This window comes from Pseudomonas sp. NPDC090755, from assembly GCF_044769005.1.
Lineage (GTDB): Bacteria > Pseudomonadota > Gammaproteobacteria > Pseudomonadales > Pseudomonadaceae > Aquipseudomonas.
The window spans coordinates 20,613-45,106 of record NZ_JBIVXC010000009.1 but is presented as its reverse complement, the minus strand read 5'-3'; the positions used below and the strand labels follow the sequence as shown (position 1 = coordinate 45,106).

24 protein-coding genes are annotated in these 24,494 nt (G+C 63.7%); 13 read left to right on the top strand and 11 right to left on the bottom strand.

Features of this window, described 5'->3' with window-relative positions:
* Window positions 1-15 precede the first annotated feature (15 nt).
* On the top strand, window positions 16-237 hold the full coding sequence (locus ACIQUS_RS14895) for a DUF2798 domain-containing protein (protein WP_403048093.1): 222 nt from the start codon (window positions 16-18) through the stop codon (window positions 235-237).
* A 55-nt stretch (window positions 238-292) separates the two neighbouring features.
* On the top strand, window positions 293-1,609 hold the full coding sequence (locus ACIQUS_RS14890) for an epoxide hydrolase family protein (RefSeq protein ID WP_403048092.1): 1,317 nt from the start codon (window positions 293-295) through the stop codon (window positions 1,607-1,609).
* Between the two features lie 4 nt (window positions 1,610-1,613).
* Here the strand turns inward: ACIQUS_RS14890 and ACIQUS_RS14885 are convergent, their stop codons facing one another.
* Together ACIQUS_RS14885 and ACIQUS_RS14880 are read right to left on the bottom strand one after the other, a co-directional pair.
* A complete protein-coding gene (locus ACIQUS_RS14885; RefSeq protein WP_403048091.1) occupies window positions 1,614-2,093 on the bottom strand; it encodes a VOC family protein in 480 nt (159 codons plus the stop codon).
* Window positions 2,094-2,145: 52 nt separating this feature from the next.
* Entirely contained in the window at window positions 2,146-2,763 is a 618-nt protein-coding gene (locus tag ACIQUS_RS14880; RefSeq protein ID WP_403048090.1) for a dihydrofolate reductase family protein, read from the bottom strand.
* 175 nt (window positions 2,764-2,938) lie between these two features.
* On the opposite strand from ACIQUS_RS14880, the gene ACIQUS_RS14875 reads away from it, so the two are divergent.
* Window positions 2,939-3,772, top strand: coding sequence for a cupin domain-containing protein (locus ACIQUS_RS14875; RefSeq protein ID WP_403048089.1), 834 nt, complete (start codon window positions 2,939-2,941; stop codon window positions 3,770-3,772).
* 35 nt (window positions 3,773-3,807) lie between these two features.
* Here ACIQUS_RS14875 and ACIQUS_RS14870 read toward each other — a convergent pair whose 3' ends face one another.
* Complete coding sequence (locus ACIQUS_RS14870; protein ID WP_403048088.1) at window positions 3,808-4,317, bottom strand: YkgB family protein; 510 nt, start codon at window positions 4,315-4,317, stop codon at window positions 3,808-3,810.
* 211 nt (window positions 4,318-4,528) lie between these two features.
* Between ACIQUS_RS14870 and ACIQUS_RS14865 the strand changes: the two genes are divergently transcribed.
* Window positions 4,529-5,227 carry a transcriptional regulator gene (locus tag ACIQUS_RS14865; protein WP_403048087.1) on the top strand — a complete coding sequence of 233 codons (699 nt, stop codon included), beginning with the start codon at window positions 4,529-4,531 and terminating at the stop codon, window positions 5,225-5,227.
* A 5-nt stretch (window positions 5,228-5,232) separates the two neighbouring features.
* Window positions 5,233-6,018 carry a PhzF family phenazine biosynthesis protein gene (locus ACIQUS_RS14860; RefSeq protein WP_403048086.1) on the top strand — a complete coding sequence of 262 codons (786 nt, stop codon included), beginning with the start codon at window positions 5,233-5,235 and terminating at the stop codon, window positions 6,016-6,018.
* A 13-nt stretch (window positions 6,019-6,031) separates the two neighbouring features.
* Here ACIQUS_RS14860 and ACIQUS_RS14855 read toward each other — a convergent pair whose 3' ends face one another.
* A complete protein-coding gene (locus ACIQUS_RS14855; protein WP_403048085.1) occupies window positions 6,032-6,664 on the bottom strand; it encodes a LysE family translocator in 633 nt (210 codons plus the stop codon).
* Between the two features lie 173 nt (window positions 6,665-6,837).
* Here ACIQUS_RS14855 and ACIQUS_RS14850 point away from each other — a divergent pair, with 173 nt between their 5' ends.
* Window positions 6,838-7,416: a nucleotidyltransferase family protein gene (locus ACIQUS_RS14850; RefSeq protein ID WP_403048254.1), complete on the top strand. Its 579-nt coding sequence runs from the start codon at window positions 6,838-6,840 to the stop codon at window positions 7,414-7,416.
* An 86-nt stretch (window positions 7,417-7,502) separates the two neighbouring features.
* Window positions 7,503-9,020: a DUF2235 domain-containing protein gene (locus ACIQUS_RS14845; protein WP_403048084.1), complete on the top strand. Its 1,518-nt coding sequence runs from the start codon at window positions 7,503-7,505 to the stop codon at window positions 9,018-9,020.
* A gap of 11 nt (window positions 9,021-9,031) precedes the next feature.
* Here ACIQUS_RS14845 and ACIQUS_RS14840 read toward each other — a convergent pair whose 3' ends face one another.
* Window positions 9,032-9,796: an alpha/beta fold hydrolase gene (locus ACIQUS_RS14840; RefSeq protein ID WP_403048083.1), complete on the bottom strand. Its 765-nt coding sequence runs from the start codon at window positions 9,794-9,796 to the stop codon at window positions 9,032-9,034.
* A 466-nt stretch (window positions 9,797-10,262) separates the two neighbouring features.
* On the opposite strand from ACIQUS_RS14840, the gene ACIQUS_RS14835 reads away from it, so the two are divergent.
* The gene (locus tag ACIQUS_RS14835; RefSeq protein WP_403048082.1) at window positions 10,263-11,939 is read left to right on the top strand and encodes an MFS transporter; all 1,677 of its coding nucleotides are present in this window, start codon (window positions 10,263-10,265) and stop codon (window positions 11,937-11,939) included.
* A 236-nt stretch (window positions 11,940-12,175) separates the two neighbouring features.
* Here ACIQUS_RS14835 and ACIQUS_RS14830 read toward each other — a convergent pair whose 3' ends face one another.
* The 6 genes from ACIQUS_RS14830 to ACIQUS_RS14805 all read right to left on the bottom strand — a co-directional run bounded on the left by ACIQUS_RS14830 (window position 12,176) and on the right by ACIQUS_RS14805 (window position 19,423).
* The gene (locus tag ACIQUS_RS14830) at window positions 12,176-13,078 is read right to left on the bottom strand and encodes a DMT family transporter (RefSeq protein ID WP_403048081.1); all 903 of its coding nucleotides are present in this window, start codon (window positions 13,076-13,078) and stop codon (window positions 12,176-12,178) included.
* A 246-nt stretch (window positions 13,079-13,324) separates the two neighbouring features.
* Complete coding sequence (locus ACIQUS_RS14825; RefSeq protein WP_403048080.1) at window positions 13,325-14,815, bottom strand: aldehyde dehydrogenase; 1,491 nt, start codon at window positions 14,813-14,815, stop codon at window positions 13,325-13,327.
* Window position 14,816: 1 nt separating this feature from the next.
* Window positions 14,817-15,719 carry a dihydrodipicolinate synthase family protein gene (locus tag ACIQUS_RS14820; RefSeq protein WP_403048079.1) on the bottom strand — a complete coding sequence of 301 codons (903 nt, stop codon included), beginning with the start codon at window positions 15,717-15,719 and terminating at the stop codon, window positions 14,817-14,819.
* Between the two features lie 69 nt (window positions 15,720-15,788).
* Window positions 15,789-17,117 carry an MFS transporter gene (locus ACIQUS_RS14815; protein ID WP_403048078.1) on the bottom strand — a complete coding sequence of 443 codons (1,329 nt, stop codon included), beginning with the start codon at window positions 17,115-17,117 and terminating at the stop codon, window positions 15,789-15,791.
* A gap of 184 nt (window positions 17,118-17,301) precedes the next feature.
* Window positions 17,302-18,621 (bottom strand): NAD(P)/FAD-dependent oxidoreductase, encoded by a 1,320-nt coding sequence (locus ACIQUS_RS14810; RefSeq protein ID WP_403048077.1) that lies wholly within the window; start codon window positions 18,619-18,621, stop codon window positions 17,302-17,304.
* Window positions 18,622-18,700: 79 nt separating this feature from the next.
* The gene (locus tag ACIQUS_RS14805) at window positions 18,701-19,423 is read right to left on the bottom strand and encodes a GntR family transcriptional regulator (protein ID WP_403048076.1); all 723 of its coding nucleotides are present in this window, start codon (window positions 19,421-19,423) and stop codon (window positions 18,701-18,703) included.
* Window positions 19,424-19,790: 367 nt separating this feature from the next.
* Between ACIQUS_RS14805 and ACIQUS_RS14800 the strand changes: the two genes are divergently transcribed.
* The 5 genes from ACIQUS_RS14800 (at window position 19,791) to ACIQUS_RS14780 (ending at window position 24,383) form a co-directional block, all read left to right on the top strand.
* Entirely contained in the window at window positions 19,791-20,483 is a 693-nt protein-coding gene (locus ACIQUS_RS14800; protein ID WP_403048075.1) for a GntR family transcriptional regulator, read from the top strand.
* 165 nt (window positions 20,484-20,648) lie between these two features.
* A complete protein-coding gene (locus ACIQUS_RS14795; protein WP_403048074.1) occupies window positions 20,649-21,500 on the top strand; it encodes a glycine betaine ABC transporter substrate-binding protein in 852 nt (283 codons plus the stop codon).
* Between the two features lie 75 nt (window positions 21,501-21,575).
* Window positions 21,576-22,688 (top strand): glycine betaine/L-proline ABC transporter ATP-binding protein, encoded by a 1,113-nt coding sequence (locus ACIQUS_RS14790; RefSeq protein WP_403048073.1) that lies wholly within the window; start codon window positions 21,576-21,578, stop codon window positions 22,686-22,688.
* Window positions 22,685-23,545, top strand: a complete 861-nt coding sequence (locus tag ACIQUS_RS14785; RefSeq protein ID WP_403048072.1) for an ABC transporter permease — start codon at window positions 22,685-22,687, stop codon at window positions 23,543-23,545. The genes ACIQUS_RS14790 and ACIQUS_RS14785 overlap by 4 nt, the downstream gene beginning before the upstream one ends.
* Complete coding sequence (locus ACIQUS_RS14780) at window positions 23,532-24,383, top strand: ABC transporter permease (RefSeq protein WP_403048071.1); 852 nt, start codon at window positions 23,532-23,534, stop codon at window positions 24,381-24,383. Before ACIQUS_RS14785 ends, ACIQUS_RS14780 begins: the two co-directional genes overlap by 14 nt.
* Window positions 24,384-24,494: the final 111 nt, after the last annotated feature.

Sequence of the window (24,494 nt, the reverse complement as noted above, 5' to 3'; positions counted from 1 at the left end):
TTGAGGTGACGTCGAATGAGCATCCAATTGAAACGCAAGATCGCCTTCGCGCTGTCGATGGGGGTGGTGACCACCGGGATCATCTCCTTCACCCTGCTGGCGCTGAACCTGGGTTTTTCCAAGGATTTTGCCCTGGTCTGGCTGCGCTCCTGGGGCCTGGCGTACCTGATCGTGATCCCGGCCATCCTGCTGATCGGCCCGCGCCTGCAAGCCCAGGTGGACCGCTTGATCCAATGAGCCAGGCACACTGACCGCGCAACCGGACTATGCTCTGTGTTGCGAGGTGATCCCGATGAAACCGCCCGTCGTCGCAGCCCTGACCACCCTCTCCCGCCGCACCCTGCTGCTCGGTGGCGCGGCCAGCGCCGGGCTGTCGGTGCTCCCGCAAGCACTGCGGGCCGCCGTGCCGGCCAGCCCCGCTGCCACGTCGGATGACCCGGGCGAATCACTACGCCCGTTCCAGGCCAACGTACCCAAGGTGGCATTGGATGACCTCGCCCTGCGCCTGGCCGCCACCCGTTGGCCAGAAGCCCAGACCGCAAGCGGCCAGGGCGTGGAGCTGGGTCGCCTGCAAGCGCTGGTGCGCTATTGGGCAAGGGACTATGACTGGCGCAGTGCCGAGGCGCGGCTCAACGCCTGGCCGCAGTTCATGACCCGCATCGACGGCCTGGATATCCATTTCATCCATGTGCGCTCGTCCCAGGCCAATGCCTTGCCGCTGATCATGACCCACGGCTGGCCTGGCTCGGTGTTCGAGTTGCTGGGCACCATCGCCCCCCTGACCGACCCGGTCGCCCACGCAGGACAGGCCGAGGAGGCGTTTGACCTGGTCATCCCGTCACTGCCCGGCTTCGGTTTTTCGCAAAAGCCCGCCGAGAGCGGCTGGAACCCCGATCGCATTGCCAGGGCCTGGGACCAGCTGATGAAACGGCTCGGCTATCAGCGTTACGTGGCACAGGGAGGTGACTGGGGTGCGATCATCTGCGACGCCCTCGGTCGCCAGGCCCCCACAGGCCTGGCGGGCATTCATGTCAATCGCATCGAACGGGCCACCACCCTGCCCCCCGAACTGGCCAGGGCGCTGAAAAATGGCGACCCGCCACCGGGCAACCTGAGCGGCGAAGAACGTGAGGTGTTCGACCAGGCCCGGGACTTTTTGAACAAGGGCTTCGGCTATGCCGCGATCATGCAGACGCGGCCACAGACCCTGGGCTATGGCCTGGCGGACTCACCGGTGGGCCTGGCCGCCTGGCTCTACGACAAGCAGGCCGACTGGGTCTACAGCCGCGGCGACCCGGAGCGGGCCCTGGGCCGCGAGGCGATGCTGGACAACATCACCCTCTACTGGCTGACCAACACCGGCACCTCCAGCGCCCGCATCTACTGGGAGGCCAGTGCGGCCATGGCCAAACCGGAGCCGGTCAAGGTGCCGGTGGGCGTGACCATCTTCCCCGGCGAAGTGTACCGCCCACCTCGCCAGTGGCTGACGCGCGCCTACCCCAACCTCACCTACTACAACCGGGTCGACAAGGGCGGTCATTTCGCCGCCTGGGAGGAGCCGGCGCTGTTCTGCAGCGAAGTACGCGCGGCGTTTCGCGCACTGCGCTGACGGCTCACCCCTTCACGGCCGCTTCAATCGCCGCGATGTCGATCCGGGTCATGCCCATCATGGCATCGAACGCACGCTTGGCCACTGCCCGGTCAGGGTGGGTGAACGCGGCCGTCAGTGCCCGCGGGGTGATCTGCCAGGATAGTCCCCACTTGTCCTTGCACCAGCCGCAGGCGCTTTCCTGGCCGCCATTGCCGACAATCGCATTCCACAAGCGATCGGTTTCGGCCTGGTCATCGGTCGCCACCTGGAACGAGAACGCCTCGCTGTGCTTGAACATCGGCCCGCCGTTCAGGCCCAGGCAAGGGATGCCCATCACCGTGAATTCGACGGTCAGGACATCGCCCTGCTTGCCCGATGGAAAGTCGCCGGGGGCACGATGGACGGCATGCACTGCGCTGTCCGGGAAGGTCTTGGCATAGAAATTCGCGGCGTCCTCGGCGGCGCCGTCGAACCAGAGGCAGATGGTGTTTTTGCTGATCATTCGGGTTCTCCACGCGTTGGGTTATGGCGACCAAGCGAGCCAGTCAAGACGCCTACATGAACGATCCGGTCTTTACCTCGCCGCTGCGCTCATAACGGTTGATCAACACCCCACCCGGCGTACAACGGGACTGCGCCAGGGTGAACGCCGACGGGTGGGCGTTGTCATCGAACAAACGCTTGCCGCGGCCCAGCAGGATCGGGAAGGTAATCAGCCTGAGTTCGTCCACCAGCCCGGCGGCGAGCAGTTGACGCACCAGTTCGCCACTGCCCTGGGTCAGCAGCCGTGGGCCGTCCTGCTGCTTGAGCGCGTGGATGGCGTCGACAAGGTTGCCCGGCAGTGCGTGGCTGTTCTGCCACGCCAGCGTAGCGGGTCGATGGGTGGCCACGTGCTTGGGCACGCTGTTGAACAGTTCGGCGATGCCATGGTCCTCCGAATCGGCCTGCACGCCCGGCCAGTAGGCTGCGAAAATGTCGTATGTGCGCCGCCCCAGCAGCAGTTCGAACGGCTGCGAGAACAGCTCGCCCATGGCCTGGCCAAAGTCTTCGTCGGCATAGGGCACTACCCAACCGCCGAAACGAAAATCGCCGTCAGTATCTTCCTGCGGCCCGCCCGGCGCCTGCATGACACAATCCAGACTCATGAACGCGGCAACGGTAAGTGTGCGCATAGGCTTCTCCTGGTTCGTTGTTGTCATGGGAATGCTCGAGTGCACAACGCTGCATACCCTGACTGATAGTCGAACGAGGCACGGGGAATTCGACAGGGCGAGCACGCCACTCGGATCGGGTACAAAACACCAATGATAGAATACCCGGCGTCCATCGCTCGCAACGGGACTGCCCATGGATCGCCTGTCTACCTTGCTGTCGCATTTCGGCGTGCGCGCCAGCCTGTTCTACAACGGCACGCTGTGCGGCATGGCCGCCTATGACGGACAGGACCTGCACGGCCATGTCCATCTGCTGCGCGCCGGTACCCTCACCTTACAGGGGGCGGATCGCAAGCCCCTGTTGCTTACCCGCCCCAGCCTTATTTTTTTGCCACGGCCAAGCCGCCATCAGCTGATCGCCCAAGCGCCCGAAGGGGTACAACTGCTGTGTGCATCGATGCGCTTCGAAGGCGGTATCGACAACCCGCTGGCCGCTTCATTGCCCGATATCCTGGTACTGGCCCTGGACGCGTTGCCGCAACTGGCCGACACCCTGAACTGGATGTTCGCCGAGGCCCAGGGCGCACACTGCGGTCGGGATGCCGCACTGGATCGTCTGTTCGAGCTGCTGGTCATCCAACTGTTGCGCCACCTGCTCGATCAGCGCCAGTTGCATACCGGCCTGATGGCAGGCCTGGCCGATGGGCGCCTGGCGCGCTCGCTGGTGCAGATGCATGAAGCCCCTGAGCGGGCCTGGTCGATCGCCGAGCTTGCCAGAGAGTCGAATATGTCGCGCGCCGCTTATGCCGCGTATTTTCGCGACGTCGTCGGGCAAACGCCCGCCGACTACCTGTTGAGTTGGCGTATCAGCCTGGCGCAAAAGCGCTTGGGTGAAGGTCGCCCGATCAGTGTGATCGCCACCGAAGTGGGTTATGAGAGCCCTTCGGCACTGGCCCGGGCGTTTCGTCGCAAGACCGGTTGCAGCCCCCGTGACTGGGTGAAGCGGCGCACAGGCGAAATGGCCTGAAGGCCGTTGCGCCTTCAGGCCATTGCCGGTGAGGCTCAGCGCGACTCAAGCGCCGTGAGCGAATGCCCCGCTACGAACAACGATGCGGCAAGCAGGCCGATGTCCTTGAGCAGGAACTGGCCAGGCGCAACACTGATGGCCGGGAAACCCAGCCCGGGCTCGATGACGCCCGGCGTCGAAAGCATGAAGCTCAAGGTGGTGACGAACAGCCCCGCCGACAACGCACCCCCCACCAGTGACAGCCTGGGTGACAGCAACCGGCCGGCAATCAGCACACCGATCGAAAGCTCCAGCACACCCAGCAGGCTGGAGAAGGTGTCGACACTGAACACCAGGTACACCCATCCCAGCAACGGGCTGTTGCCCACCAGCGGCACCAGCCCCTGAGCTTCGTAGTGGGTGAACTTCATGCCGCCGAACCAGAAGTAGATGAGCGCCAGTGCGAGGTAGATACCGTAGATGCCCAGGGCCGTGATCCTGGTGCCCAGGGAGCGTTTTGCGGATACGGGGTCAACGCTGCAGCGTTCGAGATTCAAGGTATTCATGATCAGGCCTCCAAAGTCCGACGCGAAGTACATCGGGCGTGAGGCTAGTGTTGCCGAGGCGGATAGACGCAAGGGCGCCGTGCGTACAGCTTTTGATGCAGATCGTCTTGAACAGTGCCAGACGCCTCGCATGAAAAACAACAAATCGTTGATAGTTCAACATTCAATTGATATTTTCAAAACCTCCACCCCCTACCCCCAACGCCCCCACATGACAGCCCCTGAAGTCTTCGCAGAGCGGCAGCAGGTGCTGCGCGTGCTGCACAGCGCACTCACACTGCTCAGCCATGCGGTCGGTCCCGACACCGAAATCGTGTTGCACGACCTGACCCGGCCCGAGCGCTCCATCCTCGCCATCGCCAACGGCCATGTCACCGGTCGCCAGGTGGGGGGGTCGATACTGGGGGGGCCGCAAGGTGACCTGGGTTTCAAGGCCGTGCGCCGTGCCATGGACGATCGCTCCAGCAGCGAACCCCTGCTGGTGGAGAACTACGCGACCCTGGCGCCTGACGGGCGGCCACTGCGCAGCTGCACCCTGGTCTATCGCGACAGCAGCGGCCAGCCCTTCGCCAGCCTGTGCATCAATGCCGACCTGAGCGCCGTGGCCGCCGCCCACGCCGTGCTTGCCGGCCTGCTGGGGCTGGGCGCTGCCCCCGTCGCACGGCGTGAGGCGCCCAGGGACATGGAGCAGTTGATGGCACAGATCATCGAGGCGGCGTGTCCGGGCGGGGTCGTCGGCATGAAGAAGGCCCAGAAGCTTGAAGCGGTGCGGCAAATGCAGGATCGCGGGATGTTCATCGTCAAGGGCGGGATCGAAAAGGCTGCAGCCGCCCTCGGCGTGACCCGCTACACCATCTACAACTACCTGGAGCAGATCCGGGCAACTGAAGCCTCCAACGGGCAGGAATGACCAGCATGCAACTCGATATTTTCCAGGTGGACGCGTTTTCTTCCCAGGTGTTTGGTGGCAACCCGGCGGCGGTGTGTCCGCTCAAGGAATGGCTGCCGGATGCGACGCTGCAACAGATCGCCGCCGAGAACAACCTGTCCGAAACCGCCTATGTGGTGCCCAAGGGCGAGGGGTTCGAACTGCGCTGGTTCACCCCCACGGTAGAGGTCGACCTGTGCGGCCATGCCACCCTGGCCACCGCCTGGGTGCTGTTCGAGCAATTGGGCGAAACCCGCGAAGTGCTGCGCTTTGCCACCCGCAGCGGGGAGTTGCGCGTACGCCGTGACGGCACGCGCCTGGCCATGGACTTCCCCGCCAAGCACCCCGAACAGGTCGCGGTGCCGCCCGGGCTGCTGGAGGCCCTGGGCCTGGCGCGGATCGAGGCGCTGTATCGCACCGATGACTACCTGGTGGTGGTCGAGGACGAGGCCATCATTGAAGGCCTGAACCCCGACTTCGCGGCACTGGCGGCATTCGACGTCCGCGGCATTGCGGTGACCGCCCCCGGTCGCCACTTCGACTTCGTCTCGCGCTGGTTCGGCCCACGGGTGGGCGTGAACGAAGACCCGGTCACCGGCTCCGCCCACACGTCCCTGGCGCCCTACTGGGCCGGGCGCCTGGGCAAGCGCAGCCTGAGCGCGCAACAAGGTGGGGCGCGCAAGGGCCAGCTGCAGTGCGAGGTACCGGGCACTGACCGGGTGATCATCAGCGGCCACGGTGCGCTGTTCCTGCGCGGGACCATCCACCTCTGAGGCCGGTCGCGGCTCACACCGCCCGGGTATTGAGCAGGCGTACCCCCAGGCCAATGAACAACGCCCCGGTGGCGCGCTTGAACCACGCCACCAGCCGCGACCCTTTCATGTGCTTGCGCAAGCGATAGGCGGTGTAGCAGTAGAACGAGTGCACGGCGAAGACAATCGCGGCGATGGTGAGGTACATCACCGCGAACTGCTCGGCGATCGGCCGGCCCTGCTCCAGGAACTGCGGCAGGAAGGCGCAGAAGAAGATCAGTGTCTTGGGATTGCTGGCCGAGACCAGAAAGGACTCGGCGCCGATCCGCCATTTCCCTTGTGCCGCGCGCGCAACCCCCTCAGCCGCTGGCACCGGTGCCGCTGTGCGGGCGAACAGTTGGCGCAGGCCGAGGTAAATCAGGTAGCCCGCCCCAACGATCTTCAAGGCCAGGAACGCCGACGGCAGCGAAACCAGCATGGCGCCCACACCCAGGGCCACGGCGCTGATCACCAGCAACTGGGCCAGCAGGTTGCCGAGCATGGTCGCCCCCATGCCGGACGGACCGTGGCGCAAGGCATTGCGTACGGTCAGCAGCACATTCGGGCCCGGGGTCAGGGAAGTGAGCAGGTAAGCCAGGGAGAAGGTCAGCCAGAGGTGCAGCGCCATGGAGCGGTCCTTGCTATGGTGAGGTCGGTGAACGATGACAGCAATTCAGCGCAAAGCCAATGGCCGGGGCAAGCGCGGGGGCGGTTGCGACCGCTGCGCAGCAGCCCATGACACCCGGTCACCGCGACGGTATCGTCACGCCCCAGGACCCGATCAAACGCAAAGGCATGCCCATGACATTGACTGTCGACACCCTGGTCAACATCGCGATGACCAACCCGATCAACCTTGAACTTGCCACCCGCCTCCCCGCCCTGGGCCTGGACCAGTGCCTGCTCACCGCCGGCTGCCTGTTCCAGGCGGTGTGGAATCATCGCTCGCAATGGCCAGTCGATCGGGGCGTGAAGGACTACGACGTGTTCTACTTCGACCCGGACCTGTCCTGGGAAGCCGAGGATGACGTCATCCGCCGCGCCCGGCATCTGTTCCAGGACCTGAACGCCAATATCGAAATCAGGAACCAGGCACGGGTACACCTGTGGTACCCGGAAAAATTCGGCAGCGCCTATCCTCCGCTGCAGTCGGCCCGGGACGGTGTCGATCGTTACCTGATCGCCGGAACCTGCATCGCCCTGGATGTGCAGACCGGTGACGTCCACGCCCCCTACGGCCTGGACGATATCGACCAGGGTGTGCTGCGGATCAACCCGAAAAATCCGCTACCCGATTTGTTCATGCACAAAGCCCGCAGCTATCAATCGCGCTGGCCCTGGCTCACGATAGCCCACTCGCTGCATCGGCACCGTCCTTGACGCCCCTGCCGAACTCATCTTGACTCACACCACCGCTGGAATTTCGTGGTCGGCGTCCCTCCCTCAGCCGGGCAAGGACCTCTCCCATGGCCAACATCGTGATCTGCTGCGACGGCACCTGGAACACCCCCGACCAACTCGACCAGGGCGTGCCCGCCCCCACCAACGTGGTCAGGCTGCACAACGCCGTGGCGCCGACCGACGCCCAGGGTGTGGCCCAGGACAACTACTATCACCCTGGCGTAGGCACCGCCGGCACCTGGTGGGACAAAGCCATTGGCGGCGGCACCGGTGCGGGCCTGGACGACAACATCAAGAGTGCCTACCAGCGGCTGTGCTACAGCTACCAGCCGGGCGACGACATCTACCTGTTCGGTTTCAGCCGTGGTGCCTACACGGTACGCAGCCTGTGTGGGTTCATGCACAGTTGCGGCCTGCTGAAGATCGCCGACCTCAAACCTGCCGAGGTGTGGCGCCGGATCGATCAACTGCTCAAACGCGGCTACCGGCGCAAGACCGAAACCCGTGCCGATTGGGACGCCGCGGGCTGGGCCTTCCACAACGCGGGTGGCACGAGCATTCCCGTACGCTTCATTGGTGTGTGGGACACCGTCGGCGCGCTGGGCATTCCCGATGACATGGCGCTGCTCAACCTGCTCGACGATCGCAACCGCTACACCTTCCACGACACCACCCTCAACAAGGCGGTGAAGACGGCCCGCCATGCACTGGCCATGGATGAACGCCGAGCCTCGTTCCAGCCGACGCTGTGGACCAACGTACCGGCCAGGCAGGATGTGAAGCAGCTGTGGTTTCCCGGTGTGCATTCGGATGTCGGCGGTGGCTATCGCGAAAACGGCCTGGCCGACGGCGCCCTGCGCTGGATGATCGATGAAGCCGCAAAGTGCGGGTTGCAGTTCAACACGGCGATCAAACAGGTCAGGCCCAACCACCACGACATGATGCATGACTCCTGCGACGGCGTGTTCAGCCTGCTGCCGACCCAGCCTCGCAGCATTGCCAATATTGTCGGCGCCAGAACCAGCTTCCATGACTCCGCCCTGCAACGCCAGGTCGACCCACCCATCAGCCAGTCGCCCTATCGCCAGTCCCGCCTGATTGCCAAACCCCTGCCCCTGGTACTGGACATCTCGGCGCGCCTACCGTGGAACGAGACCGGCGTGTGGCTTGAAGCCGGCGTGACCTACAGCTTCAGTGCGTCGGGCGAGTGGCTTGACAGCTCGATCAGCTGTGGCCCCGAAGGCACCGAGGACGGGAACTTCCAGCCCGCTGAAGTCGCCCACCTGGTGGCCAGTGCCTTCGGCAAGCTGGAGACCCTCTACGGCAAGCTGTTCAAGAACCCCGACGTCAACTTCAACTACACCCGGCGCCACGAACAGCACCCCTGGTTCTGCCTGATGGGCGCCATCGCCAACGGCGACGGTGTGGATGCCAAGGGCTACCTGGTCAAGCCCGAGGCCTTCAAGATCGGCAAGGGCTGCGCCTACACGCCCAAGCGATCGGGGTACCTGTATGCCTATGCCAATGACGCCTGGAACTGTTACGGCAACAACCGCGGGCACGTGGCACTGACGTTGGCCTGAGGGCGGGCGGCTCACGCCAGAAAGCGGCCCAGCATTTCCATCAGCCAGCCGGTGCGCGCCGTCAGCTGCATATGGTCGGTGCCCGGCAGCACGGCCAGTTGCGCCCGGGGCAGCAGCCGGAACAGCTCGACGGCATGTTCGGGCCGGATGACATCGGCATCGCCAACCACCACCAGGGTCGGCGCGACGACGCTGCCAACGGCATCGTCGGCAATGTCCTTGAAGTCACGCATGCGTTGCGCGGCTTTGTCGTGCATCAGGCGCAGGTGTTCAGGCTGCGGTGCGACCTGCAGGTAGGCGGCCTGCAGGTCCTCGGGCATGTTCTCCAGGCGCGCATTGGCCATGGCCTCCCAGAGCCACGGATAAGCGCCCGCGCGATTGACCAGGGTCGAGGCCAGCACCAGCTTGCGCACCCGCTGTGGGTGCCGGATCGCCACCTGCAGGGCGATGGTGCCGCCATTGCTGAAGCCGAACAGGTCGGCCTGGTCGATGCCCAGGTGCACGAGCAGCGCGGCGGTGTCATCGGCCGATTGCTCGAAGCTGAACGGACGCTCGACGATATCGGCGGTGTGGCCGTAGCCCTGCTGTTCGAAAGCGATGACCTGGCGTTGCGCCGCCATTACCGGCAGGAGCTGGGCGAACGAGGTCTGGATGGTGTCGCCACCACCGTGCAGCAGCACCAGTGGCGGTTGATCGGGCCTGGCGACGCCATGGATCTCATAGTACAGGCGCAAGCCGTTGACGGGGGCGAATCCAGTCTGGATGACATGATCCATGGCGAGATACTCGGTGGTGTTTGAATACGGTTGTAGTCGAAGTAGAGGCATTGCGACTACTGCGCAGTCGATCGCAGGCTTCGCCAGCTCCCACACAGGGGGCGGCTTGCACCGAAACCCTGTGGGAGCCGGCAGCGCCGGCGATGGCTTCTGAACGCCAACTCCCTGTAGCCGCTGCCGCCAGGCTGCGATCGGCCGCGCAGCGGCCGCAAAACCTGACTCCACGCATCGAACCGGTTGCGACTGCTGCGCAGTCGATCGCAGCCTCGTACCTCGGCAGCGGCTACACCCACCCCCTGCAGTGGATATCTGCAAGAACCTGATTATGCTTCAAGAGACCTTGCAGCGATGCGGGGCCGTCAGTCTGTGTTCACGCTTCATGCAATCCCATGACATCAGCCCCAGGGCCTGGGTGCGGCAATCAGTGTGGAGTGCTCCGGCCTACCAGAACAAGACGGAGAAAACCATGGCGGCAATCGACGGCACATCCACGGGCACCACGCCCAACCGAGGTGTCACCCGGGAGGAGCGCAAGGTCATTTTCGCCTCCTCCCTGGGCACCGTGTTCGAATGGTACGACTTCTACCTCTACGGCTCGCTGGCCGCGATCATCGCCAAGCACTTCTTCGCCGGCGTCAACGAAACCACCGCCTTCATCTTCGCCCTGCTCGCCTTCGCCGCCGGCTTTGCCGTGCGCCCCTTCGGCGCCATCGTGTTCGGCCGGCTGGGCGACATGATCGGTCGCAAGCACACCTTCCTGATCACCATCGTGATCATGGGTGTGTCCACCGCCATCGTCGGCCTGCTGCCCAGTTATGCCTCCATCGGCGTGGCCGCACCGATCATCCTGATCACCCTGCGCCTGCTGCAGGGCCTGGCCCTGGGCGGCGAATATGGGGGTGCCGCGACCTACGTGGCCGAGCATGCGCCCAAGGGAAAACGCGGCTACTTCACCTCCTGGATTCAGACCACCGCCACCCTGGGGCTGTTCCTGTCGCTGCTGGTGATCCTCGCCTGCCGCACGATCCTTGGCACCGAGGCCTTCGAAGCCTGGGGCTGGCGAATTCCCTTCCTGCTGTCGATCCTGCTGTTGATCATCTCGGTGTACATCCGCTTGCAACTGAGCGAGTCGCCGGTGTTCCAGAAGATGAAGGCCGAAGGCAAGGCGTCCAAGGCGCCGCTGACCGAGTCCTTCGCCCGCTGGGAGAACCTCAAGGTGGTGATCATGGCCCTGCTCGGCGGTACCGCGGGGCAAGCGGTGGTCTGGTACACGGGCCAGTTCTACGCGCTGTTCTTCCTGCTGCAGATGCTCAAGATCGACCCGCAGACCGCCAACCTGCTGATTGCCGGCTCGTTGCTGATCGGCACGCCATTCTTCATCCTGTTCGGTAGCCTTTCCGACCGCATCGGCCGCAAGGGCATCATCATGGCCGGCTGCATTCTCGCCGCGCTGACCTACTTCCCGATCTTCAAGGGTCTGACCGAGTACGGTAACCCGGACGTTTTCGCCGCCCAGGAGAGGAACCCGGTGACCGTGGTCGCCGACCCCGCTCAGTGCTCGTTCCAGTTCGACCCGGTGGGCAAGGCCCGCTTCACCAGCTCCTGCGACCTGGCCAAGAGCGTGCTGGCGAAAAAAGCCATCCCCTATGAAAACGAGAAAGCCGAGCCCGGCACCGTCGCGCAGATCCGCATCGGCGACAAGGTACTGCAGAGCTTCGAGGGTACCGGCATGCCGGCCGCCGACTTCAAGGCCCAGAACGACGCCTTCGTCGCCACCCTCGGCACCGCCCTCAAGGACGCCGGCTACCCTGAAAAAGCCGACCCGGCCAAGACCAACTACCCCATGGTGCTGTTGCTGCTGACCATCCTGGTGATCTACGTGACCATGGTCTACGGCCCGATCGCCGCCTGGCTGGTGGAGCTGTTCCCGGCGCGCATCCGCTACACCTCCATGTCCCTGCCCTACCACATCGGCAACGGCTGGTTCGGCGGCTTCCTGCCAACGGTGGCGTTCGCCATGGTGGCGGCCACCGGGGATATCTACTACGGCTTGTGGTACCCCATCACCATTGCGGTAATGACGGCGGTCCTGGGGATTTTCTTCATGCCCGAGACCAAGGATCGGGATATTCATCACGCGTAGTGCCGATGCCCGCCCTCTCCCATATGCCTGCATGGGAGAGGACGGGCCATGGACCATAGGCCTACTGCGTCCTGTGTAGCCGCTGCCGAGGAACGAGGCTGCGATCGGCTGCGCAGCAGTCGTAATCCGGTTACCACGTTGTACCTGACGCACGGAGGTGTCCAGGTTTACGGCCGTTTCACGGCCGATCGCAGCCTGACGGCAGCGGCTACAGGAACGGCAGGGGTTGGACGGCGCTAGCCCACCCGCTCCTTGCTCCAGGCCGACAGCACCGTCGCCAGGATGATCAACCCCGCTCCCACGCCCATGCGCAGCGAAGGCTGTTCGCCGAACAGCCACCAGGCGCACGCAATGGCGTACACCGGCTCAAGGGCAATGATCATCCCCGCGCTGCGCGCTTCGAGCCCCTCCAGGCTTTTGACGAACAGGTACTGCGAAAGGCCGGTGCAGAACACGCCCAGCAGCGCCAGGTAGACCCAGTCCGACACCTGAAGGCCCGGCACGACGAAGTTGTGCAAGGCAAACGGCGCCACCAGCAGCGCAACCGTGACGTTCTGCCAGAACGCCACCTGCAGCGCATCCATGCCACGCACGGCACGGCGGTTGGCGATCGCCAGCAAGGCGAAGGACAAGCCGGAACCCAGTCCCCAGAGCAGGCCGACCGTGCCCTGGTCGAGCAGGTCGAACGACGGTACGACCAGCACCAGGCCGACACTGACCAGCAGCAACAACAGGCCCTCTCCGGCCTTGATCCGCTCGCGGAACACCAACAGATCGAGCACGGCAATGAAGGCCGGGAAGCTGGCGAACCCCAGGGTGGCCACGGCCACGCCGCCGACCTTGATGGCAATGAAGAAGGTCACCCAGTGCGAGGCCAGCAACGCACCGGTCACTAGCATGACACCCAGCTTGCGCCAGCTCAGGCCCTTGAACAGCGCTCGACGTTGCACCTGGGCCACCAGGCCAAGGGCAATCACGGCAAAGGCGGCACGGCCATAGGTGATGATGGTCGCATCGGCGTGGATCAAGGCGCCGAGGATACCGGTCAGGCCGAACAGCACCGCGGCGATGTGGGCGACGATCAGCGCGTTGCGGTGCTGGGTCGCGGGTAGGATCTGGTTTACATCTGAAGCGATCATGGGCAGTCAACTTACAAATAAGGCGCACGCAGCCACTCCCCAGCGGTCTTGTGCACGGGTTCGATGAATTCGGGGAAGCAATGTAGCCACCGGGACACCCGGTAGCCTGCGGCGCCGCAGCCTTGTCTGACCCATTGCTGAGCCGTGCTGCTTATTCACCGTCAATCGGTAGGTACGTCAGGTTGGCCACCGCCTGCGTGGGGCGGTGGCCAGGGTGCTATCCGTCAGAACAGCACCGGTTGCAGGTTACGAAGCATCGATCCAGATGGTCTTGATCTGCGTGTACTGATCGTGGGCCCAGATCGACTTGTCACGCCCGCCAAAGCCGGACTCCTTGTAGCCACCGAACGGCGTGGACACATCCCCTTCGCCGAAGCAGTTGACCGTGACCACGCCAGCGCGGATCTCCCGCGACAGGCGCAGGGCATTGCGCAGGCTGCCGGTGTAGGCCGAGGCGGCCAGGCCGTAGACCGTGTCGTTGGCCAGTTCGATCGCTTCATCAAGCGTCGAGAAGGTGGTCACGCTCAGCACCGGTCCGAAGATTTCCTCGACGAACAGCCGGCTATCGCGCGCCACGCCATCGATGATGGTCGGCTGCACGAACACGCCCGCTTCGGTTTCGCCACCCCGTACCACCGCCAGTTGCTGCTCGGCGGCATAGTCCAGATAGGAGCGCACTTTCTCGAAATGCGCCTTGCTGACCATGGCGCCCAGGCGGTTATCCGGGTCCAGCGGATCGCCCAGCTTCCAGTCACGCAGGTGCTTGCCGACCAGCTGCAGCAGCTCGTCCTTCACCTCCTTGTGCACGATCAGGCGCGAAGACGCCGAGCAGTTCTCACCCATGTTCCAGAAGGCACCGGCGGTCACATGCTGGGCGACCTGGTCCAGGTCCTCGCAGTCGTTCATCACCACGGCCGGGTTCTTGCCCCCCAGCTCCAGCACCACGCGCTTGAGATTGGACTCGGACGCGTACTTGAGGAACAGCCGGCCGGTGTCGGTGGAACCGGTGAAGCTGACCATGGCGATATCCATGTGCCGGCCGATGGCTTCACCCGCCTCGCGACCACCGCCCGGCACGATGTTGAACACACCGGCCGGGATTCCGGCCTGATGCGCAAGCTCCGCCACGCGCAATGCGCTCAGGGTGGTTTCCTTGGCCGGCTTGACCACGATGGAGCAGCCGGCGGCCAGTGACGGACCGATCTTCCAGGCCAGCATCAGCAACGGGAAGTTCCAGGGCAGCACCAGACCGACCACGCCGATCGGCTCGCGCACCACCAGGGTCACGGCACCTGAGCCGGTCGGTGCGGTGCTGTCGTAGATCTTGTCGATCAGCTCGGCATGCCAGCGCAGGGTGTGGATGGTCTCCGGCACATCGACGTTCTGGCACTCGCTGACCGGCTTGCCGCTGTCCAGGCTTTCCAGTACCGCCAGTTCATGGGCGTTGTCTTCGAGCAACTGGGCGAAACGCAGCAGGACCTTCTTGCGCGCCGACGGCGCTTGCCGCTGCCAGCGACCATCGTCGAACGCCTGCCGGGCGGCCGCCACGGCAACGTCGACATCCTGCACGTCACAGGCGGCGACTTCGGCCAGCACCTGCCCGGTAGCCGGGTTGGTGGTGGTGAAAGTGCGGCCGGACAAGGCATCGCGGAACTCGCCGTCGATGAAGGCCTGGGTTCGCGGTTCGAGCCTGGCGGCGATCGCCGCGTATTGCGCTTTACTCAATAGTTCGGTCATTTCAGACACCCTCGGTGATCTGCGCAACGGTGCGCTTGAGCACGGCGATGACATCCTTGAGCGCTTCCTTCTCGCTGGCGTCCAGCCCTTGCAGCGGCGCACGCACGCCACCGGCGCGCAAGCCGTTGAGTTCGCAGCCATGTTTGATCGACTGGACGAACTTGCCACCTTCGAGGAAGTCCATCAGCGGCATCATGGCAGCCATGATCCGACGGCCCTTGGCGAAGTCCTTCTCGATCACGCAGGCCTCGTACAGCGCCACATGCTCACGCGGGATGAAGTTGGAGCCGGCGCACACCCAGCTCGGCGCACCCCAGGCGAAGAACTCCAGGGCCAGGTCATCCCAGCCGCAGGACAGCGAGATGTGCGGGTACTGGCAGGCCAGGCGGTGCAGCTGGGCCAGGTCGCCCGAGCTTTCCTTGATGGCGACGATGTTCTTGCACGAGGCCACAGCCTCGAAGAATTCCGGGCCCATGCTCACGCCCATGCGCGCCGGGTAGTTGTAGAGCATGATCGGCAGACCGGCAGCCTGGTCGACGGCCAGTACATGGCGGGCGATTTCCTGCTGGGTCGGCAGCGCATAGGGCGGCGAACCGACCAGCAGCGCGTCGGCCTTGATGGCCTTGGCAGCCTGTGCGAACGCCACCGAGTCTTCGGTGCGGATGGCGCCGGTGCCCACGATCAGCGGCAGCCGGCCCTGCAGCACGTCCTTGGCCTGGGCGGCCAGTTCGAGGCGCTCCTGGGTAGTGTGGGCGTAGTATTCGCCGGTGGAGCCGCCGATGACGATGCCGTGCACCCTGGACTCGACCAGGTACTCCAGCACCTCGGCGAACGCTGCCTTGTCGATGCTGCCCTCTGCGGTCAGCGGGGTGATTGCCGGGGTATAGATGCCTTCAAATTTCACGATGGTTTCTCCATGAGGACAACAGGTCATTCGGGCCGCGCCGGAGTGTCCGGCACGGCGGATTGGGGATCAGCCCAGGGATGCGGCTTGCTGCAGGTTCAACGAGCGGGTTTCGGGGGCCAGGGCCCAGGCGAACACCAGCCCGACCAGGGTGACCAGGGCGGCGATGTACATGGTCTGGGCGATGCCCAGGTGATCCAGGGCCAGGGGCACCAGCCAGGTGCCGACCGCAGCGCCGACTCGCGACAACGAGGTACCCACGCCGACGGCAAAGGCACGGATCTCGGTGGGGAACAGCTCGTTGGGGTACACCAGTTGCAACACCTGGGCACCACCGATGAACAAGGCGTAGGCGCCGAACAGGGCGAGAATCAGCACCTCGGAACCGGCGTGGAAGACGCCCAGGCCGAACAGCGCCAGGCCCGACCAGAGGAAGCTGTAGATCAGCATGCTGCGCCGGCCCATGGTGTTGATCAGGCGGGTGGCGACGATGCAGCCGACGACGAACAGGAAGGTGATCGCCACCGAGCCGATGGAGGCCCAGTCGCCCTTGAGATTGAGCGCCTGCAGCACTTTCGGGGCGAAGGCATAGACGGCGAACACGGGAATCACCGAACAGGTCCAGAATACCGTGACAAACAGCATGCGCTTGCCATAGCCGGAGTGCAGCAGGTTCCAGACCGAAAGCTTCTTGACCTCGGGCTGCTCGGGCAGGTTGCGCAACGAGAACGACGGGCCGTACACCTGTTTGATGATGGATTCGGCTTCTGCCGCCCTGCCCTTGCTCAGCAGCCAGCGCGGCGATTCCGGGGTACCGATGCGCAGCACGAACAGCACCGCACCGATCACCGCGGCGCTGGCCAGCACCAGGCGCCAGGCGTCCTCGCCACCATGGCGCAGCAGGAACTCACCGATCACGTAGGCGAACGCGGCACCGGCGAACCAGAGGATGGTCAGGGTCGCCAGGCGTGGTCCGCGGTTCTTCTTGGGCAGGAACTCCACCAGCAACGAGGTCGCCACCGGGTACTCGATGCCGACGGCGATACCGATGGCAAAGCGCAAGAGGAACAGCACCAGCGCCGACTCCACCCAGTACTGGGCGACGGACGCGAGGATGAACAGGGTCGGGCCGACGAAGAACAGGCGCTTGCGCCCCAGGCGGTCGGTCAGCCAGCCACCGAGAAAGCCACCGAAGAAAATCCCGATCAGCGCGGACGCGGCGATCATGCCCTGCCAGAAGCTGGACAGGCTCAGGCCGGCGGACATCTGCACCATGGCCACGCCGATGATGCTCAGTACATAACCGTCGACAAAGGAGCCGCCACCGGAACGAACCGTGAGCAATTGGTGGAAGCGATTAAGGGGTACATCTTCAACTGAAATATTAGGAATTGTCATTATTGTTCCCTTCTATTACTAAGTGCCTGGCTGAATTAGGCGCGAGCGAATCCGCGAAACTGAAAACACACTTCAGTTCCGACAGATCGACACACCGCGCCGATCAGTTATTTCGAGCAATAAGGTCCGCACGCCGAACAGTGACTGTCCAGCCAGTTGTATATGAATAACTAACTCAGGAAGATCAGCTTTCTTTGCCGGCTCGGTATTGTCCCCACAGCAGATTGAGGTTCAGACCCAGCGAAACCAGCGGCTTCGGTGGATTCGCACAGGGCCCTGGTGCTTGCAGGAGAAAGTCGATCAACTCATTGTTTTCACCTGCCAGCCAATCGGCCAGAAGTTTTCCGGTGACCGTACCGCGGGTCACGCCCAATCCATTGCAACACAACGCGCCATAGACATTCGGTGCCAGCTGGCCAAAGAAGCCCATGTGGTTTCTCGACAAGGCCAGCGCGCCTCCCCAGGTGTACTCGAACGGCACATCCGGGAGCATCGGGAACCGGCGTTCGAACGAGGCCTGGTGACGGGTGGCAAAACGCGCCAGGTACTTGCGGTTGCTGCGCCCGTCGGGGTTGAAACTGAAACTGTTGCGGATCAGCAGGCGGTTGTCCGGCGTGCGCCGCACGGTGGTGCCGAACGGATCCGCCGGGATCACGCCCCAGTACGGCTTGCCGCCCAGGCGCGCCTGCTCCTCGGCGCTGAGCACACGGGTCAGGCTGGCGTAGGTGAACACCGGCAGCATGCGACCCTTGAGAAAGCCGAAGCTCATGCCGAAGGCGTTGTTGGCCAGCACCAGCTTGTCGGCGGTGATGCTGCCGTTGGCATGGCGCAGGACTGTTTTCTCGCCATATTCGACATCGCTGATGGGGGTGCGCTCGTAGAGCGTCACATTGGCCGGCAAGTTGTCGGCCAGGCCCTTCACCAGGGCTGCCGGCTGGATCAATGCCGTGCCCGGGGTGAACAGGGCCTTGCGGTAGAACGAGGTACCGATATGGTCGGGCAGGTCATTCTGCTCGATCATTTCATAGGGCTGTTCGAGTTTGTCCAGACCGCGCCGGTAGGCTTCCAGCACCGCAATACCGCGGTCTTCCACGGCCGCCTGGTACTTGCCACAGTGTTTGAACTGGCAATCGATGTTGTAACGCTCGACCAGTTCCTTGAGGAAGGACTGGCCACCCAGGTTGAGTTTCAAGGTGGTCCTGGCGATAGCGATATCGCCAATGTAATCCTCGGCACCGATGTCATGGGGCAGGTCGATGGCAAATCCGGCATTGCGCCCGGAGGTGCCGAACCCCACTTCCTGGGCTTCGATCAGCACGATTTCCTCATCGGGAAAATGCACCGCCAGCTGGCGTGCAGCGGCAAGGCCGGTGAAGCCGGCACCGAGCACGACCCAGCGCGCCCGGGTATGACCAAAGTGGGCAGGCCGGGGCTTGCGGGGCTTGCTCAGGTGAAACCAGCCACAGGTGGCATCATCGGCAGGCAGCGAGGTTACTTTTGTCATAGCGTGAACCTGGGTTTTGTTGTTAGCGTTCAATCCTCCCGGGCCCAGGGTCGAAACCCTGAGCCCGGGATTTCAATCTTCAGAAGACCAGCGCCACATCCATGCCCTCCGGTGCCGCGTATTCGGCCATGCGTCGACGCGACAGCTCGAAGTGGGCGCGCACCAGTTGCCCGGCCCGTTCCGGATCACGTCGCTCGATGGCCTCGATCATCTGGTCGTGCTGGTCACAGGCCAGCTCCAGGTCACGCTGCATGTCGTCGGTGGTCGGGTGGCGATAAAAGATCTTGCCCAGTCGGGTGTGGTCGATCAGCAGGCGTCGCAGGCTGGGCATCAAATAGTCGTTGTGCGCCATCTTGCCGATCTCCAGGTGGAATTCGTCGTTGTAGAGCACGCGGTTCTCCACGTCCTGCTCCTGGATCGCCTTGCGAAACGAAGCCTGGATACCCTTGAGCGCCTCGATCTCGGCCTGGGTCGCGTGGGTGGCGGCCAGCTGCGTGGTGGCGATGTAGATCAGGGGTGCTGCCAGAAAGAAGCTGTGCAATGAGTCGTGGTTCATGGCCGCCACCCGCGGTGCGCGATTGGCCTCCAGCTCGATATAGCCCTCGGCGGCGATCTGGCGCAGCAATTCGCGCACCGGGGGGCGCGACAGACCGAACTCGTCGCTCAAGGCCAGTTCGTCGACAACCGATCCTGGCGCCATCTCCATGCTCAGGATGCGCCGGCGCAGGGAATCGGCAAGCAAACCCTTGCGGTCCTGAGGCACTTCTGCGGTGGTCGATTGGGCGTCAGCGGTGGCTTTCATGGCAGCCTTCTTGGTGGTCATAGGTCTGTGTCTACAATTTGTATAATGACTATAGGGCAGCGTTAGACAATGTGTCTACAGCTGATTCGATGAACGGTTTCCCCAGCGAATGTCCCCTGCTTATGGGGCTTTGGCAACCTTTTGTCCGCCCGCGACGGGTACGTTTCCGTTCGCGCCAGCGACCAGGGCACGCAGGCTTTACCTAGATCGATGAAAAGCCTAGGAAAACCGCGGTGTGAGTGTATTTTCACAGAATTCTGTCGGTATACACAAAGAATACAATTCGATTGACCACTCCCGAAACCCGTGCGAGTCTGCTCTGGAAGTCAACGAATCCGGGTAGTCCGTCACATACGGAGGTTCCAAGGTGAGAAGTGGCAAGAGCGATTTGTACGAGGATCTGAAACGCCAGATCCTGACCATGGAGCTGGATCCGGACCAGGTGCTGGACGAGCTGGGCCTGAGCGAACGCTACGGCCTGTCGCGTACCCCGGTGCGGGAAGTGTTCCGCCGCCTGGCGGGCGAAGGCTACCTGGCCATCGAAGAAAACCGCGGTGCCCGGGTCGCACCGATGAACCACTCGACCCTGAGGAATTTCTTTCTGGTGGCGCCCATGGTCTATGCGGCCATCGGCCGGCTGGCCGTGCAGAACTTCAAGCCGGGCCAGCTCAACGACCTCAAGGCCACCCAGGAGCGCTTTCGTCGCGCAAGCCTGGGCCACGACGCGCTGTCGATGGTGGTGGAGAACAACCGCTTCCACCAGATCATGGGCGAGATGTCGGGCAATCCATACCTTGAGCCGAGCCTGGGCCGCCTGCTGATCGATCATGCGCGCATCGGCCACACCTTCTTCCGCCCGCGCAACGAACAGATGGAACAGCACCTGGTGCTGGCCGTCGAGCACCACGACGCCTTTATCGAGGCCTTTGGCAAACACGATGAGTCCGCCGTGGTCGACCTGGTGTTCGAGCATTGGGAACTGTCGCGGGGAAACATGCAGATGTTCATCGCGCCCGATTCCATCAATGCCGACGCACTGATCGATGACAGGTTTGGCTGAAACCGGCACCAGCACTTTCTGAACCGGTGACGACAGGAGTCACGCACGGTACGCGGCAAGAAGCCTGCGGGGTGAACCCTGCGCCGGATTCGGCGCAGGCAGGTGAAATTCAATAACAACACGGGGCCTGCGCGCCCCAACCGACACCACAACAGGAGCTTCACTATGAATCGCTTTTGCAAGGCACTCTGCACTCTGGCACTGGTCGGCCTGGGCATCGCCCAGGTACAGGCTGAAGAAAAAGTCATCAACATGGGCACCCTGTCCTGGGAAGACCTCACCCCGATCACCGGCATCACCAAGAAAGCCCTGGAGGATCAAGGCTACACGGTCAATGTCACGTCCTTCTCCGAATGGGGCATCGCCTACGCCGCCCTGAGCAAGGGCGATGTGCAGGTCCTCGCCTCGCAGATCGACTACGTTGCCCAGGATTACTGGAACAAGAACAAGAACAAGCTGGAGAAGATCTCACCGGTGTCCCACGGCCTCTACCAGGCCATCGCCGTGCCCAAGTACGTGACCATCGACTCGCTGGAGCAGCTCAACGAACAGGCTGACAAGTTCGGCAACAAGATCGTCGGCATCGAACCCGGCTCGGGATTGATGAGCGAGGCTGCCACCGCGGTCAAGGAATACGGCCTGAAACTCAACCTGCTCGAAGGCAGCACCGCGGCCATGACCGCAGCCCTGAAGTCGGCCGTGGACCGCAAGGAGTGGGTCGCCGTCACCCTGTGGGAGCCGTCGTGGATGTTCCAGAAATTCGACGTCAAGTTCCTCAAGGACCCCAAAGGCGCTTTCGCCCCGCCCCAGGGCTACTACTGGATCGGCCAGAAGGGCTTCTCGGCGAACAACCCGCAGGCGCGTGAAGTGATTGCCAGCGTTTATGTACCGCTGGCCGACATCACCGCCATCAACGGTGCGGTCAAGGATGGCAAATCCATGGACCAGGCGATCAAGGACTGGACCGACAGCCACGCCGAGCTGCTCAAGCGTTGGAACAACATTAAAAAGTACTGAGTTGTCCTGTTACTGCCACTGCCGAACTTGAACTGACAAGAACAAACCAGAAACCTCTGGTTCGTCGGGTGCGATATGAATACGAATAGCGCTGAAGAAGTACTGGTTGATTGCCGATCCGTGTGGAAGATATTTGGCGACAGGGCCCCTGCCGCCATGCAGGCCTACCGCGAGCGCGGATTGTCGAAGAAGCAGATCCTGCAGGACTTCGGTTGCGTGGTCGGCGTCTCGGACGTCAGCCTGCAGGTACGCCGTGGCGAGATCTTCTGCATCATGGGCCTGTCGGGCAGTGGCAAGTCCACGCTGATCCGCCTGCTCAACCGGCTGATCACCCCCACCGCCGGTGAAGTGCTGGTCAAGGGCAAGGATATCGCCAGGCTCGATACCGCCACCTTGCGCGAGGTACGGGCCAAACATATCGGCATGGTATTCCAGAGCGTTGCCCTGCTGCCGCACCGCACGGTGCTGGAGAACGCCGCATTTGGCCTTGAGGTGCAAGGCGTGGGCAAGGCCGAACGCCATGCCGTGGCCGAACGGGCACTGGCCAAGGTCGGCCTCGGCGACTGGGTTGCCCGCTATCCGGACGAACTGTCCGGCGGCATGCAGCAACGGGTCGGCCTGGCCCGTGCGATTGCCTCCGACCCGGAGGTCATCCTCATGGACGAACCCTTCAGCGCCCTCGACCCGCTGATCCGTCGGCAATTGCAGGATGAGTTCCGCCAGTTGACCAAGTCGCTGGGCAAGTCCGCCGTGTTCATTACCCATGACCTGGAGGAAGCGATCCGCATCGGCGACCGCATTGCGATCATGAAGGATGGCGTGATCATCCAGGAAGGCACCGCCGAAGAGATCGTGCTGAGCCCCGCCGATGACTATGTGGCGGAGTTCGTCGCCGGTATCTCCCGGCTGCACCTGGTCAAGGCTCACTCGATCATGACCTCGCCGGCCGACTACCGCGCCGCGCATCCCGCGGTCGATCTTGCCGCGCTCGCCAGCGCCAGCCCGCAAAGCGACCTCGACACCCTGATCAACCTGATGGTGCGCTGCGGCCAGGATGCCCTGGGCATCGTCCAGGAGGGCGTGGTGGTCGGCATCGTCACCCAGCGCGACCTGCTGCGTGGGGTGCAGGGATCGCCAGCCAGCGAGGGGCTCGAACCGTCCGTAACGCAGCTGGAGAAATCGCTATGAACCCGGATGACTTTGCCGACGCGTTCGACGCCCGGGTCGATGCCGCGCTGGAATGGCTGTCGGACCATGGGGCCGCCGTGTTCGACCTGTTCGATGAAATGCTCAAGGGCCTGTACCAGGCCGTGTACTGGCTGTTCAGCCTGGCGCCCTTCCCGGTCATGGCGCTGTTGATCGGTCTGCTGGCCTGGTACCTGACCCGACAGTTGCGCTTTGCCATCGGCGCGGCACTGGCCCTGGGCCTGTGTGCACTGATGGGCCTGTGGCCCGAAACCATGAGCACCCTGGCACTGGTGCTGACCGCGACCCTCCTGGCCCTGGCGGTGGGTATTCCACTGGGCGTCGCAGCGGGCCTGTCGGCGCCCCTCAAGCGCATCTTCGAACCGGTACTGGACCTGATCCAGACCCTTCCGCCCTACATCTACCTGCTGCCGGCCATTGCCCTGCTCGGTTATGGCACCGCCACCGCCCTGGTCGCCACGTTCATTGTCGCGGTGCCACCGGTGCTGCGCCTGACCGCCCTGGGTATCAGCATGACGCCCAAGGTCTTCCTGGAGCTGGGCCATGCCAGCGGCACCAGTGCCTGGCAGCAGTTCTTCAAGATCCGCCTGCCCTTCGCCCTGCCGAGCATCATGACCGGCGTCAATCAGAGCCTGATGATGGCCTTCGGCATGGTGGTGATCGCCGGCATCGTCGGCTCTGGCGGTCTGGGCGAGGTGATCTACGGCGCCATCCGCACCCTGGATATCGCCCGTTCGATCAATGCCGCCATTGCCATCGTGATCCTCACCCTGATCCTCGATCGCCTGGCACAAAGCACCACTCGCACCACCCGGAGAATCGGCCATGGCACTCACTGACATCACCTTCTCCCCGGGCAGCTACCTGGCCCCGGCGGTCGACTGGCTCAACGCCAACCTGCACCCACTGTTCGCTGCCATCAGCCGCTTCATCGAGGCGGCGCTGGGCGGCATCGAAGGGGGGCTGCTGGCGTTGCCAGCCTGGGCCATGATCGTCCTGATCACCGGCGTAACGGCCCTGTTCATCAGTCGCCGGGCCGGGCTGCTGGCCGCCTGCATGCTGGGTTTTTGCTGGATCAGTGGTTTCTGGAGCGCGTCGATGCAAACCATCGCGCTGGTCTCGGTCTCGGTACTGATCTCCGTGGCCATCGCCTTTCCGTTGGGTATCGTCGCGGCGCGGGTCAAACGCCTGGAGGCGATCCTCGGCCCGGTGCTCAACGTCATGCAGACCGTGCCGCCCTGGGTGTACCTGATCCCGGCAGTGATGGTGTTCAGCCTGGGCAAGGTGCCGGCGATCATCGCCACCATCATCTACGGCATTCCACCGATGCTGCGCCTGACCACCCTGGCCTTCAACCAAGTACCCAAGGACCTGCTGGAGCTGGGCCAGGCCACGGGTGCCAAACCACGCACGATCCTGCTCAAGATCGAACTGCCCTGCGCCATGCCCACCCTGCTGGTGGGGCTGAACCAGTGCATCCTGTTGTCGCTGGCCATGGTGGTGCTGGCCGGGTTGGTGGGGGCTGGGGGGCTGGGAGCAGAAGTCACCCGTGGCCTGACACGCATGGAGATGGGCCTGGGCCTTCGCGCGGGCCTTGCGATCGTCGCGGTGGCGCTGCTGCTCGATCGCCTGTCGCGGGGCGCGCTGCAGCGGCGTACGGCGCGTCAACCGGTATGACCCATGGCGTGTACCGCTGCCGCCCGGCTGCGAAGCGGTCGTAGAGGCATTGCGACTGCTGCGCAGTCGATCGCAGGCTTCGCCAGCTCCCACACAGGGGGCGGTTTACAC

Bases quoted from the DNA above. Each gene is read 5' to 3' on its own strand.
- ACIQUS_RS14895 (WP_403048093.1), top strand. From the start codon at position 16: ATGAGCATCCAATTGAAACGCAAGATCGCCTTCGCGCTGTCGATGGGG.
- ACIQUS_RS14890 (WP_403048092.1), top strand. From the start codon at position 293: ATGAAACCGCCCGTCGTCGCAGCCCTGACCACCCTCTCCCGCCGCACC.
- ACIQUS_RS14885 (WP_403048091.1), bottom strand. From the start codon at position 2,093: ATGATCAGCAAAAACACCATCTGCCTCTGGTTCGACGGCGCCGCCGAG.
- ACIQUS_RS14880 (WP_403048090.1), bottom strand. From the start codon at position 2,763: ATGCGCACACTTACCGTTGCCGCGTTCATGAGTCTGGATTGTGTCATG.
- ACIQUS_RS14875 (WP_403048089.1), top strand. From the start codon at position 2,939: ATGGATCGCCTGTCTACCTTGCTGTCGCATTTCGGCGTGCGCGCCAGC.
- ACIQUS_RS14870 (WP_403048088.1), bottom strand. From the start codon at position 4,317: ATGAATACCTTGAATCTCGAACGCTGCAGCGTTGACCCCGTATCCGCA.
- ACIQUS_RS14865 (WP_403048087.1), top strand. From the start codon at position 4,529: ATGACAGCCCCTGAAGTCTTCGCAGAGCGGCAGCAGGTGCTGCGCGTG.
- ACIQUS_RS14860 (WP_403048086.1), top strand. From the start codon at position 5,233: ATGCAACTCGATATTTTCCAGGTGGACGCGTTTTCTTCCCAGGTGTTT.
- ACIQUS_RS14855 (WP_403048085.1), bottom strand. From the start codon at position 6,664: ATGGCGCTGCACCTCTGGCTGACCTTCTCCCTGGCTTACCTGCTCACT.
- ACIQUS_RS14850 (WP_403048254.1), top strand. From the start codon at position 6,838: ATGACATTGACTGTCGACACCCTGGTCAACATCGCGATGACCAACCCG.
- ACIQUS_RS14845 (WP_403048084.1), top strand. From the start codon at position 7,503: ATGGCCAACATCGTGATCTGCTGCGACGGCACCTGGAACACCCCCGAC.
- ACIQUS_RS14840 (WP_403048083.1), bottom strand. From the start codon at position 9,796: ATGGATCATGTCATCCAGACTGGATTCGCCCCCGTCAACGGCTTGCGC.
- ACIQUS_RS14835 (WP_403048082.1), top strand. From the start codon at position 10,263: ATGGCGGCAATCGACGGCACATCCACGGGCACCACGCCCAACCGAGGT.
- ACIQUS_RS14830 (WP_403048081.1), bottom strand. From the start codon at position 13,078: ATGATCGCTTCAGATGTAAACCAGATCCTACCCGCGACCCAGCACCGC.
- ACIQUS_RS14825 (WP_403048080.1), bottom strand. From the start codon at position 14,815: ATGACCGAACTATTGAGTAAAGCGCAATACGCGGCGATCGCCGCCAGG.
- ACIQUS_RS14815 (WP_403048078.1), bottom strand. From the start codon at position 17,117: ATGACAATTCCTAATATTTCAGTTGAAGATGTACCCCTTAATCGCTTC.
- ACIQUS_RS14810 (WP_403048077.1), bottom strand. From the start codon at position 18,621: ATGACAAAAGTAACCTCGCTGCCTGCCGATGATGCCACCTGTGGCTGG.
- ACIQUS_RS14805 (WP_403048076.1), bottom strand. From the start codon at position 19,423: ATGAAAGCCACCGCTGACGCCCAATCGACCACCGCAGAAGTGCCTCAG.
- ACIQUS_RS14795 (WP_403048074.1), top strand. From the start codon at position 20,649: ATGAATCGCTTTTGCAAGGCACTCTGCACTCTGGCACTGGTCGGCCTG.
- ACIQUS_RS14790 (WP_403048073.1), top strand. From the start codon at position 21,576: ATGAATACGAATAGCGCTGAAGAAGTACTGGTTGATTGCCGATCCGTG.
- ACIQUS_RS14785 (WP_403048072.1), top strand. From the start codon at position 22,685: ATGAACCCGGATGACTTTGCCGACGCGTTCGACGCCCGGGTCGATGCC.
- ACIQUS_RS14780 (WP_403048071.1), top strand. From the start codon at position 23,532: ATGGCACTCACTGACATCACCTTCTCCCCGGGCAGCTACCTGGCCCCG.